Annotated in this window: 13 protein-coding genes; 5 read left to right on the forward strand and 8 right to left on the reverse strand. The window is 69.8% G+C overall.

Features of this window, described 5'->3' with window-relative positions:
• The first annotated feature begins 4 nt into the window (after positions 1–4).
• The gene (locus tag IH45_RS0104365; RefSeq protein WP_050514527.1) at positions 5–1,852 is read left to right on the forward strand and encodes a non-ribosomal peptide synthetase; all 1,848 of its coding nucleotides are present in this window, start codon (positions 5–7) and stop codon (positions 1,850–1,852) included.
• Between the two features lie 65 nt (positions 1,853–1,917).
• Positions 1,918–3,183 carry a valine--pyruvate transaminase gene (locus IH45_RS0104370; RefSeq protein ID WP_030661567.1) on the forward strand — a complete coding sequence of 422 codons (1,266 nt, stop codon included), beginning with the start codon at positions 1,918–1,920 and terminating at the stop codon, positions 3,181–3,183.
• A gap of 93 nt (positions 3,184–3,276) precedes the next feature.
• Here the strand turns inward: IH45_RS0104370 and IH45_RS0104375 are convergent, their stop codons facing one another.
• From IH45_RS0104375 to IH45_RS0104405, 8 genes are all read right to left on the reverse strand, one after another.
• Entirely contained in the window at positions 3,277–4,503 is a 1,227-nt protein-coding gene (locus IH45_RS0104375; RefSeq protein WP_030661570.1) for an MFS transporter, read from the reverse strand.
• Positions 4,504–4,865: 362 nt separating this feature from the next.
• Complete coding sequence (locus IH45_RS0104380) at positions 4,866–5,381, reverse strand: 2,4'-dihydroxyacetophenone dioxygenase family protein (RefSeq protein ID WP_030661573.1); 516 nt, start codon at positions 5,379–5,381, stop codon at positions 4,866–4,868.
• A gap of 146 nt (positions 5,382–5,527) precedes the next feature.
• Complete coding sequence (locus IH45_RS0104385) at positions 5,528–6,742, reverse strand: serine hydrolase domain-containing protein (protein WP_078897226.1); 1,215 nt, start codon at positions 6,740–6,742, stop codon at positions 5,528–5,530.
• Positions 6,743–6,859: 117 nt separating this feature from the next.
• The gene (locus tag IH45_RS1000000149195; RefSeq protein ID WP_050514528.1) at positions 6,860–7,144 is read right to left on the reverse strand and encodes a hypothetical protein; all 285 of its coding nucleotides are present in this window, start codon (positions 7,142–7,144) and stop codon (positions 6,860–6,862) included.
• An 81-nt stretch (positions 7,145–7,225) separates the two neighbouring features.
• Positions 7,226–7,615, reverse strand: a complete 390-nt coding sequence (locus IH45_RS1000000149200) for a hypothetical protein (protein ID WP_050514529.1) — start codon at positions 7,613–7,615, stop codon at positions 7,226–7,228.
• Positions 7,616–7,971: 356 nt separating this feature from the next.
• A complete protein-coding gene (locus IH45_RS0104395; RefSeq protein WP_030661579.1) occupies positions 7,972–9,138 on the reverse strand; it encodes a winged helix DNA-binding domain-containing protein in 1,167 nt (388 codons plus the stop codon).
• 396 nt (positions 9,139–9,534) lie between these two features.
• A complete protein-coding gene (locus tag IH45_RS0104400; RefSeq protein WP_030661583.1) occupies positions 9,535–10,761 on the reverse strand; it encodes a glycosyltransferase family 4 protein in 1,227 nt (408 codons plus the stop codon).
• Positions 10,758–11,930, reverse strand: a complete 1,173-nt coding sequence (locus tag IH45_RS0104405; protein WP_394298657.1) for a glycosyltransferase 87 family protein — start codon at positions 11,928–11,930, stop codon at positions 10,758–10,760. The genes IH45_RS0104400 and IH45_RS0104405 overlap by 4 nt, the downstream gene beginning before the upstream one ends.
• Positions 11,931–12,177: 247 nt before the next feature.
• Between IH45_RS0104405 and IH45_RS0104410 the strand changes: the two genes are divergently transcribed.
• The 3 genes from IH45_RS0104410 to IH45_RS1000000148570 all read left to right on the forward strand — a co-directional run bounded on the left by IH45_RS0104410 (position 12,178) and on the right by IH45_RS1000000148570 (position 14,815).
• Positions 12,178–13,380 (forward strand): sensor histidine kinase, encoded by a 1,203-nt coding sequence (locus IH45_RS0104410; RefSeq protein ID WP_030661589.1) that lies wholly within the window; start codon positions 12,178–12,180, stop codon positions 13,378–13,380.
• Between the two features lie 50 nt (positions 13,381–13,430).
• Positions 13,431–14,114, forward strand: coding sequence for a response regulator (locus tag IH45_RS0104415; RefSeq protein ID WP_030661591.1), 684 nt, complete (start codon positions 13,431–13,433; stop codon positions 14,112–14,114).
• 284 nt (positions 14,115–14,398) lie between these two features.
• On the forward strand, positions 14,399–14,815 hold the full coding sequence (locus IH45_RS1000000148570) for a hypothetical protein (protein WP_158812928.1): 417 nt from the start codon (positions 14,399–14,401) through the stop codon (positions 14,813–14,815).
• The last annotated feature ends 623 nt before the right edge of the window (positions 14,816–15,438 follow it).

A 15,438-nucleotide genomic window follows, 5' to 3' on the forward strand; every position in this document is an offset into this window, starting at 1 on the left:
AACCATGGAAACACCCCCCGATGCGGAGCACCGGCTCGACACCGCCCTGTTGGCCCGCTGGGAGGCCCATCCGGAGCGGGTCGCCGTCCTGGACGGTGACGAGACGGTCCTCGCCGGTGAGGTCCGCGACCGCGCCGTGCGGATCGCCGCCCTGCTGCGCGACCGCGGCGTGCGGCCGGGCGACCGGGTGGCCGTCCTGCTGGAACGGTCGGCCGACTTCGTGATCGCCGTCGCCGCGGTGGTCCTCGCCGGCGGCGCCCACGTCGCGATCGACACCGGTAACCCGGCGGAACGCGTCGACTTCCTGCTGCGCGACTGCGCGCCGCGTCTGCTGCTGACCTCCGCGGCCCTGCGCGCCGGCCTGCCCGAGGACCTCGGCACCCAGGTGCTGACGGTGCAGGAGTGCGCCGACGCCGACGGCCCGGCCGGATTCCGGCCGGCCGACGCCCTCGCCGACCGGCCCGCGGTGGTGATCTACACCTCCGGGTCGACCGGCCGGCCGAAGGGGTCGCTGCTCAGCCACCGGGGCATCACCGCCCGGCTGCGCTCCCTGCAGAACAGCCACCCGATCGACGAGAACGACCGGGTACTGCACCACACCGCCTGCACCTTCGACATGTTCCTCGTCGAGGTGTACTGGCCGCTCCTGCACGGTGCGCCGATCGTCGTCGCGGCCCCGGGCCGGCAGCGCGACCCCGCCCATCTGGCCCGGCTGATACGGGACCGGGAGGTCACCACCGTCTGGTGGGTGGTCTCCCTGCTCGAACTGTTCCTCCTGGCCCTGGCCCCGGGGGAGCGGGTCGACGGACTGCGCCAGGTGCTGACCGGCGGCGAGGCACTGGCTCCGGAACTCGTCCGCCGCTTCCACGAGCGGTCGGGCGCCACCCTCAGCAACTTGTACGGGCCGAGCGAGTGCACCATGTACTGCACCGCGTGGGTGTGCCCGCGCGACTCCGGCCTGCGGACCGTCATGATCGGCCCGGCCATCGAGGACACCGTCCTGTGGATCGTCGACGAGCACGGGCGGCCCGTCCCGGAAGGGCAGCCCGGCGAGCTGTACATCGGCGGCGTCGGCGTCTCGCTCGGCTATCACGACCGGCCCGAGCTGACGGCCGAGCGCTTCGTCGCCGACACCCTGGGCGGCACCGGCGGCCGGCTGTACCGCTCCGGGGACCTCGTGCGGGCCCACCCCTCGGGGGAGCTGGAGTACCTCGGCCGCGTGGACCGCCAGGTCAAGATCCGGGGATTCCGCATCGAACCGGGCGAGATCGAGGGTACCGCGCTGCGCGTGCCCGGAGTGCGCCAGGCGGCGGTGGTGGCCGACGGCACCGGGTCCGCGACACGGCTGGTCTGCTTCGTCGTCCTGGACACCGGCGACGGCCCGGCCCGCGCCGCCGAGCGGATACGCACCGAACTCGCCGCCCGGCTGCCCGCGCACCTGGTGCCGGCGGCGATCGTGCCCCTGGAACGGTTCCCGCTCACACCCAACGGCAAGCTGGACCACGGCAGACTCACCGCGCTGGCCGCCGACGCCGTACCCGTGACCGCCGGTACGGACCGCGACCCGGCAGCGGATCCGGCAGCGGACGCGGCAGGCCACGAGGAGGGCGCGGACGGGCCGGCGGCGGCCGGTATGGAAGCCCTGGTCGCTGAGGTCTGGGGCAAGGTGCTCGGCATTCCGGCCGTCGGCCCGCTCGACGACTTCTACGCCCTGGGCGGGGACTCCTTCCGAGCCGTGCGCGTGGTACGCGAGCTGGAGGAGCGGACCGGCCTGCAGGTCCCCATGTACCTCGTCCTGGAGGCGTCCGGGGTCGCGGAATTCGCCGAAGCCGTCACCGAATACGCGAAGTGACCGCCCGGCCGGAGGACGCACTCCCATGAACCACCCCCGCCCCGTCCGCCGTTGAGGAGAAAACTATGCGGTTGTCGCTCAGCGGCACCAAGATGGCCGGACTGTCCGGCCTGCGCAGCATCATGGAAGACGTCGCCGCGAGCACGGCCGGGGCGTCGGCCGGCGCATGGCTCAACCTGAGCGTGGGCAACCCCGCCCCCATCCCCGAGGTGCGGGACATGTGGCGGGCCGCCCTGACCGAATCGATGGCCGAGGACTTCGACGAGGCCGGCTGCCGCTACGGCCCGTCCCGCGGCAGCCACGCCCTCGTCGAAGCCATCGCCGACTACTTCCACCGGACGTACGGATGGCAGCTCGGCCCCGAGAACATCGCCGTCGGCCCCGGCAGCCAGATGGTCTGCTTCGCGGCGGCCGCCCTCTTCGCCGGCCCCGGAGCGCACGGCGAACGGCGGATCGTGCTGCCCATGGCGCCCGACTACACCGGATACCAGGGACTGTGCCTGCACGACGACGGCATCGCCGCGATCGCCCCGCTGATCCACCGCGAGGAGGGCCACCGTTTCCGCTACGCCCTGGACATCGAGGCGCTGCGGCGTCGTGCGGACATCGGCATGATGCTGATCTCCAGCCCGGGCAACCCCACCGGACGCGCCCTCGGCCGCGCCGACCTCGACGCGCTGACGGCGCTCGCGACCGAGCGCGAGGTGCCCCTGTTCGTCGACCACGCCTACGGCGCGCCGTTCCCCCGGATCGCCCAGGTGCACACCGAGCCGGTGCTGCACGACAGTGTCGTCAACTGTTTTTCCGCGTCGAAGGCCGGACTGCCCGGCGAACGCATCGGTTTCGCGATCGGCCACCCGACGTACATGGCCCCGCTCGCGGCGTTCATGTCCAATTCGGTCCTGCATGCACCCCAGCTCGCCCAGTACGCCCTCGCCCGCGTCCTGACCGACGGGCGCCTCGACGCGACGACCCGCGACGTGATCACGCCGTACTACCGTGCGAAGAAGCGCTACGTCGATCACCTGCTGCATGAGCTGATGCCGGCGGATGTCGACTGGCGCATGCACTCCGGGGAGGGCGGCATGTTCTGCTGGCTGTGGGTGGATCACCCCTGGTTCGAGGACACCGCGCTCTACGGCCGGCTCAAGGAGAGGCACGTATTCGTCGTACCGGGACGCCACTTCTTCGTGGACCCGCCGCGCACCCCGGGCCTCGCCGGCCACGCGACCCGGTGCTTCCGCCTGAGCCTGAGCGCGGACGAGAAGGTGATCACCGAGGGAGTCCACCGTCTCGCGGACGTACTGCGCGAGATGCGCGACGCGGCCTGACCCGGTCGGCGCCATCGGCTTGGCCACGCCCGGCATGACCAAGCCGGACATGAAGGCGAACGCAGCCTCCTCCGATACCTGCAAGACACGCGTTCAAGACCGCTCCTCGCAGACCGGACCGGTGAAGCGCTCGGCACAGCGTGCCCCTGTCGCCGGCAGCATGAGGACTGCGGTGCATCCGCCCAGCAGCATGACCGTGGACGGAGAGGTGCGGTCCAGGACGATTCCCCCTACGAGCGCGCCGACCGAGATCGTCGCCTGGAAAGAGGCGGTGAACAGGACCGACGCCGCTTCCGGGGTGCGCGGTGCCGCCTTGGAGAACCAAGTCTGCGACGCGACCGGCACAGCACCGTACGCGATCCCCCATACGACCAGCAGAACCACGGCGCCCGCATTCCAGCGGCCCAATGCCGGGAGCAGCAGGGTCGCTGCGGCGATCAGCCCGGCCGCGAGCCCGAAGACGCTCCGCGGATACCGGGCCACCCAGGCGCCGCCCAGGAAGTTGCCGAGGATACCGGCGGCACCGTAAAGCAGCAGGAATGCAGTGATCAGACCATCACCGGCGTGAGTGACCTGTTCCAGGAATGGTGTGACGTAGGTGTAGGTGGCGAAGTGGGCCAACACGATCAGAAAAGTCAGCAAGAGCGCGAAGCGCGTATCGACGCTGCGGAGCATGGGGCTGAGGACGCCCAGCCGTGTGACCCGCACCGGGGGAAGCGGCGGTACGAACAAGAACAGCATGACCAGCACGCCGACCGCCAGGAGGCCCATGACAACGAGAGCCGTCCGCCATCCGGCGAATTGGCCGATGAGGGTGCCGGTCGGTACGCCGAGAACGGACCCCAGCGGGACAGCGGAAAAGATCACAGCAGTTGCCCTGCCCACGGACGCCGTTGGCACCAGTCGTTCGGCCAGCCCCGCACCGATCGGCCAGAACCCGCCGATCGTTATCCCGACCATGACCCGAGAAATCAGTACGAGCCAGTAGCCGTGTGCCACGGCGGCGAGAAAGTTGGCCAGTGCCAGCAGCAACATGAAAACGCACAGCATCAGCCGGCGGTCGCATCGTGCCGTGGCCGCGGTGACCAGCGGAGCAGCGGCAGCCGCCAGGAAGCCGGGCATGGTCATCATCAGCCCGGCCATCCCGTCCGACACGGTGAAATCGGAACCGATCGAGGTCAGCAGACCGACCGGAAGAATCTCGGTGGTGACGATGGCGAAAATCCCCAGCATCACCGAGACCACGGCCGGCCACCCCATCAGTGGCGTCCGGGAAGACAAATGTTGGCTGTTGATCGCAGCGGTAGGGGTAATCGGCATGGCCTTCCGTCCTGTAAAAGCCGACACGTTGCGCGATCAGTCCAACAGCTCCTGTCCACAGATGGCTGGCAGATCCGCGACTGCACCCTCGCCGGTCACGGATGATGTCGCATACCCGCCGACCTCGGCACGGCAGTCGTCGCTGCGCTGCGCGAGGACTGGCGGTGGAAGCGCTGCGCGAGGTGGCGGGGGAAGCGCATGGCGAACGTGCGCGGGTTGAGCCGGTCGCCGTGGTTCGACCGCGCCCACGACAACTCAAGTCTGCGCGCATGACGAGCTTGTGCGTCCTCAGCCCAGTTAAGCCTCGCCGGTCGGAAGGCGAATCAGCGGCCGGGCATCCGCACTGTCCCTGAAGCCCGGAACTACAGATAGAGCGCCCGGTTGACCGGAATGCCCTGCTCCTCGCAGCCGCGCTCGTAGTGGTCGATGAACCAGAAGACGTCGATCACCTCTGTCACCCTGTCCTGCTCGTCCAGGAACTCCACCGGTCCGTTCAGCCAGAAGACGGTCTTCATGCCCTCGTCGGAAACCAGGGTGTGGGTACGGCCCGGGCTTTCCCGGATGAAGTCACCCGGGCGGCCGACCCAGTCGTACTCCAGGTAGCGCCAGCTGCCGTCGAGCACATAGCCGGAAACCGGGCCACGGTGGCGATGGCGGCCCAGCACTCCGCCGGCCTGCACCCACAGGACATTGGCGGCCGAACTGCTGCGGACGTCGAACGTCAGATGCTTGATCATCACCTGCGGGACGAAGGGGAGCCAGGGCGAGTCCCCCTCCGCGATATGCCCCTCGGGCAGCGCGTACTGGTCCCGCCGCCGGTCGAGCCTCGCTTCGATCGCGGCCAGGCTGTCCGCACCCGGGTCCGAGCTGAGCGTCATGGCTGATGTCCTTCCTGGTGCTGCTGGGACGGACGCGCACGCATACCCATGCTCGGCTTCTCCCGGCCCAGCACAACAGTGACTTCCAGGACGGTTGGGCACAGCCGAGCGGGCCGCTTCGTGTCAGCTCAGCTCGAACACACCTCTCAATCGCAGATGGCGTCATCCAGCACTTTGTCGATGGGAGTACCGATGCGCGGGTCGGCGGGCCAGTCGGCGAGGTTCGCGGACAGTACGACCCGGCGTGATTGGTCCGGCGTGGTGAAGGCGAGCGTCGCGTAGCCCGGGATGCCGCCGGTGTGGCCGAGGGCCACGCGGCCACAACTCAACTGCAGCCGTTTGAGGCCGAGCCCGTACCGGCTACCGGGGGTGGACGTGGGCACGGTGCGGTTCATCTCCTTCCATTCGGCCGGAGGCACGAGCTTTCCGGAGGCGAGGGCGGTCAGGAAGGTGTCCATGTCGCTCGTCGTCGAAATGATTTCTCCGGCGGGGCCTGCCATCGAGGGATTCAGCTCCGTGACGTCCACCTGCCGTGCGCGACCCTGCTGAGTGCCCGTTCCGCGGAGCGTGATGTAGCCGTGCGCATGCGGTCCTGGCACAGACGCTTTGTCCTCGGGTACGTAAGTGTGCTCCAGGTGCAGGGGCTTGATGATCCGGTTGCGTACCTCCTTGGCGTACGAATGGCCTGTCACGCGCTCGATGATGAGGCCGGCGATGAGGTAGTTGGTGTTGGAATACCCGTAATCCGTGCCGGGCGGGAATTCGGCGGGCCGGGCCGCGGCCTCTCGTATCAGTGCGGTCGTGTCGTAGTGGCGGAAACGCGTGCGGACCAATTCCTCGCCCTGCGGCAGATCGCGTGCGATGTCATGAAGGCCGCTGGTGTGCTGGAGGAGCATCCGCACGGTGATGTGCTCGGCCCCGGGGACGAGTTCTGCAGACAGATAGCGGACCAGCGGGGCGTCCAGCGACACCGCACCCGCTTCGACCAGTTGCAGCATCACGACGGCGGTGAACATCTTGGTGGTACTCCCGGCACGGAACCGGCCCTCCCGCGGCACCAAGGCGTCACCGCCTGCCCGGGCCTTGCCTGCCCGGGCCGTCCAGGTGCCGCTGCCGTCCGTCACCTGCACCTGGGCGCCGACAGCGCCGCTGCGGGCGAGGTCCTGAAGGTGGCGACGGATCCGTTCGCGCCCGCTGTCGCCGGCTCCGGGCGCACCACTCACGGGCGCGGCGTACGCCGGAAAGACCGTCGCGCCGACCGCGATGGTGAGGAGGAAGGTGAGTAAAGACCGCAAGATACGCAAGGTACGCATGCTTCTCCACGGGCGAAGGAGACAGTAGGTATCGCTATTCCATGCCATATAGCTTTCCGGGGCACTGGGGGAGGCCCTACGGCTTCGGGTGGGGGAAGCCCGGCCCGTAGTCGGGGGTTGCCCCCAGCGTCGACAGCAGCCCTTGGGCGCAGGCGTCGCGGCGAGCTATAGGTTCCCACCCAGGGCTGAAGCAGGCGATATCTCCGCCGGCGGTGGCGGATTGCGGCGTGCAGTACGGCCGTGCAGTACGGCATTGGAGGCAACGGAGGCAAGGCCGGCCTGGACCAGCCGAAAGAACGCCCGGACGTCGTCGACGAGCAGGTCCGGTACCTCCATGGCGGGGAAGTGGCCACCGCGGTCGAACTCCGACCAGTGCACCACCTTGTGCTCCCCCTCGGCGATGCGGCGGACACCGGAGTCGCCGGGAAGGACGGCGACGCCGTGTGGCACCGTGGACGTCGTTACGGCCGAGCCCCAGGCCTGCGCGTTCTCCTTGTACAGCCGGGCGGAAGAGGCGGCGGTGCGGGTCAGTCAGTAGATGCTCACGTCGGTGAGCAACTGGTCACGGTCGACGGCGTGCTCGGGGAATTCGTGGGCGGGGTCGGCCCGCTCCGCGAACTTCTCCCCGGTCCACGCCAGTTGTGCGGCGGGCGAGTCGGTCAGGCCGAACGCGAGGGTCTGCGGCCAGGTTGCCTGGATGATCGCGTAACCGCTGCGGTCCTGGTCCTGGTACTGCCCGAGCCGCTCCAGCTCGCCCGCCGACAGTCCGTCGAACTCGGCGGGGGCACCGGTCGGGAAGCCCAGCGCGCCGTTGCCATGCACACCGACGACGTGTTCGGGGGCGATCCGGATGGAGGGAGTCACCACGTGGAACGCGTCGGCGGGGTCGCCGCCATGTGCCCGCGGATCTGCTGTGACCACGAGACCCGGCGCTTTTGCTACCGCTCCCACGACGTCACCGAGACCCGGCGCGAAGCCGAGCCGCGCCGGCTGGTGTTCTCGGGCGCCACTGGTATCCCCTGGCCTACGACACGGCGCGCGCCGACTGGCGCACCTTCCGCGTCGACCACCTGACCCTGCGTACCCCCAACGGGCCCCGTTTCATCCCCCGCCAGGCACCCGCCCCCGACCTCGCCGACTACGCCTCCCGCGCTTTGTCCACCGCCCCTTACCGCCACCAGGCCCGCTTCACCGTCCACGCCCCGGCCGCCCAGGTACCGGAGCGGATGCCCGCAACGGCGGCGACGGTCGAACCGCGGGGACTGACGGGCCTACGGTCAAGCATGGCCGCCCACGGTGACCGGACCGAACGTGAGCTGCGGCGCGGCCTCCAGGATCTCGCCGATCCGGGCCACCCGGTGCTCGACCTCGGTACGCTGCGCGGCGCTGAGCGGCACCAGGGACTCCACGGTGACGTCGAGCTTGCGGCCGGAGCGCCGCTGGTGCCAGAGCCCGCCGACCACACCGTCCACGATCAGCACCTGGAAGTTGCCGGGCAGCACCCGTTCACGGGCGCGGCCGGGGTAGAGAAGCTCCGGTGGCTGGTTGCCGACCCGGTAGGCGTAGCCGTCGAAGTAGGGCAGCAGGTGCAGGCCGCGCGGCGGCGTGTCGGGCATGGCGGTGTCGCCGGCGACCACCCAGGCCGGATGTCCCTCGACCTCGACCGGCTGGAGTTCATCGGCCAGCGACGTGAAGAGTTCGTCGGCCCAGCGGACCGGCGCGTTCAGCCAGTGCGCGAACTGCTGCGGGGTGGCCGGGCCGTAGGCGTGCAAATAGCTGGTCGCGACATGGATCAGTGCGGCTCGGGGGTCGGCCGGCGAGAGGCCGGGCAGCCAACGGGCCGGGTTGGTGTAGGTGACCTTGCGGCCGCGGTTGGGGCCGAAACACAGCTTCCCCCGCAGACCGGCCAGGTGCAGTGCCTGGCGCCAGCGCGGCCACATGCTCTGGAAGCCGGGCATGACCAGGTCGCCGGCCCAGGGGCCGGTCCTGCTGATCACTTCCTCGCTGAGTTCGTCAATGGTGAGCTCGGCGTCCTGCAGGGCGTCGCCGATGGCCGCGACCACCTCGGCGGTCTGTTCCTCGGTGATCCGTATGCGCGCCGGATGAGGGTTCTTCGGCTCGGGAACGGCGGAGAAGGCCGCGACCCACAGCGGTAGGTCGGAGGTCGGAAACAGGTGTACGGTCCCCCGCTGCCCGAACGTCTTGACCAGGCTCTGCTCCGACCAGAGTGCTTTGCGCACGTCCACCCGAGAGGCGTCGGACATCCGCAGCCCGATGGCGAGTTCGGCGGCCGAGAGTACCTGGGCATGGGTACCGGCCATGGCACCGACGATGTCAGCGGGCCGGGCGGTTGCCGACGGGGTGCTCAGAGCGTGGCGTTCCAGACGGCGGGCGCACACCTGCGACCAGGTGAAACGCGGGATCTGTGACGAACGTCCGGACATGCGGGCAGGCTCCTTGGGCGGCGGGTGGTTCGTGGGACGGGGACGCGGACACGGGGGCGCCGGCTTCGGGTGGCAGGTCCGATGGCGCCGTGACGACCGCGTTCACCAGTGACTGTATCGGCGATGTAGGTCACGAACGGTCCTAGCTGTTGTTGGTCGGCTGTGCCTGATGTGGCCGGGTGTGCCTGATGTGGCCGGGTCGCAGCCTGGGATCGGTTTCCGGGGCTCTCCCAACATTCCCGAGCTGTCCGGAGCTTCCCGGAGCCGGCAAGCCGTTGATTCGGTTGTGGATTTCAGCGATCAGGGAGGAGGCAGCCCCAGAACGACAACGGCCAGTGTTTGCTTGCACCCCGGCGTCTTCTCCAACGCGTATTTCTGCGCTGGGCTTGCGTCCACTCACCCTCTTGCTCCCGCGGAATGGAGCAGCTCCGCCAAAGTCGAATACGAGCGGTCCCACGTCCATTCCGTCCGGATCCAGTGACGTCCCTTCCTGCCCATTTCGTGAGCCAGTTCGGGGTTGCGGAGGAGCCTGGTCAGGCGGTCCGCCGTTGCCGCCACCGAGCGGCCGTCGACGACATGGCCGGTCTCGCCGTCGCGTACCGCATCGGGGGCGCCACCCGAGTCGCCTGCCAGGACGGGGAGCCCGGACGCGGCGGCCTCCAGGTAGACGATGCCCAGGCCCTCCACCTCCAGGCCGCGTCTGCGGGTGCGGCAGGGCATGGCGAAGGCATCGGCGGCGGCGTAGAAGGAGGGGAGGGCGTGGTGAGGGTGGCCGCCTGCGAAGACAACCGAGTGCAGGACGCCTTCGCGCAGGGCAAGTTGTCGTAGTTCGGGAGCGTACGGGCCGTCGCCGACCAGGAGGAGCATGGCGTCCGGGACCGCCCTGCGGACCCAGGGCAGCGCCCTGATCAGGGTGTCCTGGCCCTTGCGCGGGACCAGCCGGGCCGCGCACAGGATCACCGGGCGGCGGCCCAGACCATAGCGGGCCCGCACCGCGCCGCCGTCCAGGGCGGGGTGGAAAGCCGTGGTGTCCACACCGGGGACCAGACGTGCGGTGCGGGTCCCGGGAGCGAGGGCCGCCTCGATCGGCCGACGGGTGCTCGCGCCCAGCCAGGTGAGGGCGTCGACCTGCGTGCCGATGCGGCGTAGCAGGGCCCTGGCCCCGGGGGTGCGGGCCCACCACACCTCGTGGCCGTGCGTGGTGGCGACGGCGGTGCGGATGTCCGTCGTCCGCCGCAGTCGGTCCGTCATCAGGCCGAGCGGCGCCGCCGCGCCGAACCACACCCGGTCGCAGCCGTACCGGCGGGCCACGGATGCGGCATGCGCGGTGGCCCGGGGAGTGGGCAGGAGGGTGCGTGCCGGGTGGCGGATCACCGGGTAGGCAAAGGACTCGGCAGGGTACGTAAAGGACCCGGCAGGGTACGTGGAGGACTCGGCAGGGTACGTGAAGGACTCGTCGGGTACCGACTCCGTCGTGGCCTGGCTCGGCGTCGAGGTGAAGACGACCACCTCGTCGGGTGGGAATCGGTCGGCCAGTTCACGGACGAAGGTCTCGATGCCGCCCTGCCTCGGCGGAAAGTCATTGGTGACGATCAGTGTGCGAGGGCGGGAGCTGTTCGTCATATGAGGGCCTTCTTCCTGGAGGGAACGACCGGGTTGACGGGGGCGATGGAGGTGGTGGGTGCGATGGGGGTGACGGGAGCGATGGGGGTGACGGTGGTGTCGCCGCGCTGCGGCATCCGGTACGCCACCGCCCCGAGCACCAGCGGATAGACCAGGTAGCCGAAACGCGTCGCGGGCATCAGGGTCATCGCCAGGCCCAGACCGAGCGCGAGCCGTGCGGCCGCCGCTCGTGCGGTTGTCGGCGGCCGCACCACCAGCGACACCGCGATCAGCAACGCGCTCACCGCGAGGAGCGCGGGCGCGATCACCCTGCCGCCGGGGACGTACGTCGCGAGCAGATGGCCGGGCAACGGGCTCGCGGCCGGCGAGGCGGTGTCGGTGAGACCCAGCGGGAAGGCGATGACGCTCCGGTAGAAGGCGGAGGAGCCGGCGAGGGCGAAGGGCAGCACCGCCGCCGTTGCGGTGGACAGGGCCACGGCCGCGTACCACAGCGCGGGCCGGCCACCCCTGCGTACCGCGATCAGCGCCAGTGCCACGGGCAGCGCGGGCCACGCCGTCCACTTGAGCGCGGCGGCGGCGCCGAGCACCAGCCCTGCGCGGCCCGGTCGCCCCTGCCCGGCGAGTACGACGCCCAGGCACATCAGGCCGACGACCGGAAGGTCGACCCCGCTCACCGCGAGGGGCAGCGCGACCAGAGGGCAGGCGAGCAGCCGGGCTCGGTACAGACCGGCCGCAGCGAGGGCCGCCACGAATGCGCCGCCCAGCCACCAGCGCACGTCCCCGGGCAGCACACCGAAGAGCGCCATCCCCGGCAGGTAGGGATTGAAGTCGGCGACGACCGCAGGGTCGGCGACGTACGGGCTGCCGTTCGTGAGCAGCGACTGCCCCGACCGCTCAACGACCGTGACCTCCAGCTGCCCGAGCCCGGCCGTCGCCAGCGAGACGAGCGGCACCACGACGGCCCCCACCACGACGGCCCCCACCACGGCGACCGCCCGGGAGGCGGGGCGGGAGCGCGCACCGCACGCCAGGACCGCCGCGACCGCGTAACCCGCCCCCGCCACCACCCCCCACACCCGGTGCGGCTCCAGATCCGAGACCAGGGTGAGCCCCAGCGCGACGACCGCGCAGCCGGCCCACGCGTACCGCTCGTGACGTACGCACTGAATATGTCGCACATGCCGTTCGTGGCGTACACACTGAATGTGTTGCACACACCATTCACGATGTACGCGCCGAATAACCCGCACATACCGATCAAGACTCTTCGTCATGCCCATCGACGGTAGGAACCCGCTGGTCGCACGGCGTCAACCGAGACTCCGGACCTGGGACTCAACCCGTGGCATGACATCCGCCCGCAGACTCAACCCGTGCGGCGACGCGCGCACCCGCGCCGGCACGGACCATGGACGCATGCGTACGTCCCTTCAGCAGCGGTTCCGCGCCTGGACCGCCGCGCCCGCCTACCCCTGGGCCACCGGCGGTGCCCTGACCATCGGTGCCGTGGCGGAGCTGATCGCCATTCCCGGATCCGTGACCACCACCATCGGGGTCCTCGTCTCCGCCGCCTCGCTGATGTGGCGGCGGTCGTTCCCGCCCGTCGCGGTGCTCACGGTCGCCGCGGGGATGCTCGGATTCGCCGGGGACGTCAACCTGTACGTCTCGATCATGGCGAGCGGGCTGATCGGCTGCTACACCCTGGGCCGCAACCGGGTACTGCACCCCGCGGTGACCGTCGCGGGCGCCGCGCTCGGCGCCCTGTGCGTGAACCTGGTGCACATCAACACCTGGTCGCGGATGGACCTGCCGGTGCCCGCGCTCTGGGAGAAGGGCTCGCTCAGTCTGTTCGCCGAGTCGTTCCTGCTGACCGTGGTCATCTTCGGGGCCGTGATGATGGGCGACGCGGTACGTTCCCGGGAGGAGACCCGCAAGGAACGCAACCTGGCCCAGTCCCAGCTGATCGCCATGGAGCGGCAGCAGGCCGCCGAGGCCGAGCGGGCCGCCATCGCCCGTGAACTGCACGACATCGTCTCGCACTCGGTGTCGATGATCGCCGTGCAGGCGGAGAGCGCCACGTACACCACCCCCGGCCTCACCCCCGAGGCTCGCGACGGCTTCCAGCAGATCGCCGGCACCGCCCGCTCCTCGATGGCCGAACTGCGCCGCCTCCTCGGTGTCCTGCGTACCCCTCAGGGGCAGGGGGACGTGGCCCTCACCGCCCCGCAACCGACCCTCGACCACCTTGCCGAACTGGTCGACCAGCACCGGGCGGTGGGCGGCGACGTCGAGTTGAGGATCACCGGGGAGCGGGTGCCGCTGCCCGCCGCGTGGGAGCTGTCCGCCTACCGGATCACCCAGGAGGCGCTGACCAACGTGCGCAAGCACGCGCCCGGCGCCCGTACCGTCGTGGAGATCGACTACGGTGCCGACCGGCTGCTCACGCTGCGCGTCCACGACGACGGCCCGGGCCCGGGTTCCGGACCGGGCTCCGGCGCGGGACACGGCCTGACCGGAATGCGGGAGCGGGCGGCCCTGGTCGGCGGTCGGCTCAGCGCGGGCGCGGACCCGGACGGAGGCTTCCTGGTGGAGGCGGAGCTTCCCTGGGGGACCGGCTGATCGGCATGGAGAGCACGGAGAGCGCGGAGAGCGCGGAGAGCGCGGAGAGCATGGAGAAGGAGTTGCGTGTGATCAGGGCACTGGTCGCCGACGATCAGGCGGTCGTCCGCACCGGCTTCGTGAACCTCCTCAACACCCAGGAGGACATCGAGGTCGTGGGCGAGGCCGAGGACGGTGTACAGGCGGTACGCGTCGCCGCCGACACCCGGCCCGATCTCGCGCTCCTCGACATCCGGATGCCGCACAAGAACGGCATCGAGGCGGCCCGCGAGATTCTGGCCGGGTCCGCGGGCACGACGAAGGTCCTGATGCTGACGACCTTCGGCCTCGACGAGTACGTGTACGACGCGCTCGCGGCCGGGGCGGGCGGCTTTCTGCTCAAGGACGCCACCTTCCCCGAACTGCTGCACGCCGTACGAGTCGTGGCGGCCGGGAACGCGCTGCTCTCGCCCGAGATCACCAAGCGGGTGATCGGCGAGTTCGTGCATGCGCGGACGTCACGGCTGCCGGTTCACTCCGTGGGAGAGCTCACGGCGCGTGAGGCGGAGGTGCTCACCTTGATCGCTCGGGGGCTGTCCAACACGGAAATCGCGAGCCGGCTCACGATCACGGACCACACTGTGAAGACCCACATCAACCGACTGTTCGCGAAACTGGAACTGCGGGACCGGGCGCAAGCCGTGATCATGGCTTATGAGTGGGGGCTGGTGCGGGTGGGGGGCGGGTGTGGCTGAGGGTCTTTTCCCGGCTTGCTTCCCAACCTGCTTCCCGATTGCTTCCCGACCTACTGGACCCTGTCTTTCTGGGATGCGCGGTCTACTGGCCCCGGCCTACTCGGTTCCCACAGCGAACATGACCCGCCGCCTCACCACCCCTCACCGGACCGAAGCCCGCCTAGCGGACCTGAACACCACGCGGAAGGTCATCGCCGAACCCGCACCACCCGGGAACACACCGGCTCCACCCGAGACGACCACCGCCCCTCGGTCGTCGTTTTCCGGGCACGTAGGGTCGGGGGATGGCTGAGAGGCGCGAGAGATTGGACCTGGCCCGGGCGTTCGGCGCCGCGGCCACCGAGCGAGAGGCGGTGTGGAAGTTCGTCGAGGCGTTCGCAGGCTCGTGGTCGGCGCCTCTGTCACCGGCGGACGGCATTCCGCCAAGTGAGGTGCGGCGTGCCGAGGAACGGCTCGGACATTCACTTCCGGCGGCGCTGCGTGAGGCGTACGGGCTTTTCGGCCGGCGGGCGGATCTGGTCGCCGTGCACAGTCCTTTGCTGGCGCCTGAGGAATTGCTGCCGGATCCCTCGGGGGAGCTGCTGGTGTTCCGTAGCGAGAACCAGGGCTGCGCCGGGCACGCCGGTACGGCTCGTACGGACGTGAATGCCTGGCGACTGCGGAGGTCGTCGCGGCCGTCGAGGCGGCGTACCGGCCGATAGCGTTGCCACCTTGCCCGACCTGGTATCACCCGGCGGGAGAACCGGCGCGTTGGTTCTCCGCCCCCGGAAAGCTGTTGTGCCTGGAGCCGGATCCGGTTGAGCCGGGCCTGGTCGTTGCCGGCCAGTCGGAGGCCGAGGTGCTGGAAATCCTGGCGCAGGTCCCCGGTGCATGGTCCGCTGTCGAACCCGTACCGTACGAGGAGGATGTGCCGCTGCCTTTCGGCTGATCGAGACGCGAATAAGCCCGAACGAACGGGCAGGTGCTGGACGGAAATGCCGGACGTCGGAGCGGCCTGGGCCTGATCAGCCATCGTGGACTTCCGAACGATGCATTGCGCGCATGCCAGGTCTTCATCTGCTTGTCCGTCGTCACCAGTGACCGCTTAGGGAGTGATGCGCGTCATATCGACAGTCTCGGAACGTAACACTTCCGCCTGTTCGCACCGCAAAGAGCCGCAAAGTGCGGTAAAGAGAGTTCGCCACGGCACGCCTTCCCAATCCCCGCACGGAGTGACCCGCACACACCCATTACGGACACGGACCACTCCTGTATCACGCACCTGATCGAGTCCGGCCATCCCGAAAGCCCTCGCCCACACCCGCCACCACCCCCTTCCTCCTCT

This window comes from Streptomyces rimosus subsp. rimosus (assembly GCF_000720725.1).
GTDB lineage: Bacteria > Actinomycetota > Actinomycetes > Streptomycetales > Streptomycetaceae > Streptomyces > Streptomyces rimosus_A.

Bases quoted from the DNA above. Each gene is read 5' to 3' on its own strand.
- IH45_RS0104365 (WP_050514527.1), top strand. From the start codon at position 5: ATGGAAACACCCCCCGATGCGGAGCACCGGCTCGACACCGCCCTGTTG.
- IH45_RS0104370 (WP_030661567.1), top strand. From the start codon at position 1,918: ATGCGGTTGTCGCTCAGCGGCACCAAGATGGCCGGACTGTCCGGCCTG.
- IH45_RS0104375 (WP_030661570.1), bottom strand. From the start codon at position 4,503: ATGCCGATTACCCCTACCGCTGCGATCAACAGCCAACATTTGTCTTCC.
- IH45_RS0104380 (WP_030661573.1), bottom strand. From the start codon at position 5,381: ATGACGCTCAGCTCGGACCCGGGTGCGGACAGCCTGGCCGCGATCGAA.
- IH45_RS0104385 (WP_078897226.1), bottom strand. From the start codon at position 6,742: ATGGCATGGAATAGCGATACCTACTGTCTCCTTCGCCCGTGGAGAAGC.
- IH45_RS0104395 (WP_030661579.1), bottom strand. From the start codon at position 9,138: ATGTCCGGACGTTCGTCACAGATCCCGCGTTTCACCTGGTCGCAGGTG.
- IH45_RS0104400 (WP_030661583.1), bottom strand. From the start codon at position 10,761: ATGACGAACAGCTCCCGCCCTCGCACACTGATCGTCACCAATGACTTT.
- IH45_RS0104410 (WP_030661589.1), top strand. From the start codon at position 12,178: ATGCGTACGTCCCTTCAGCAGCGGTTCCGCGCCTGGACCGCCGCGCCC.
- IH45_RS0104415 (WP_030661591.1), top strand. From the start codon at position 13,431: ATGGAGAAGGAGTTGCGTGTGATCAGGGCACTGGTCGCCGACGATCAG.
- IH45_RS1000000148570 (WP_158812928.1), top strand. From the start codon at position 14,399: ATGGCTGAGAGGCGCGAGAGATTGGACCTGGCCCGGGCGTTCGGCGCC.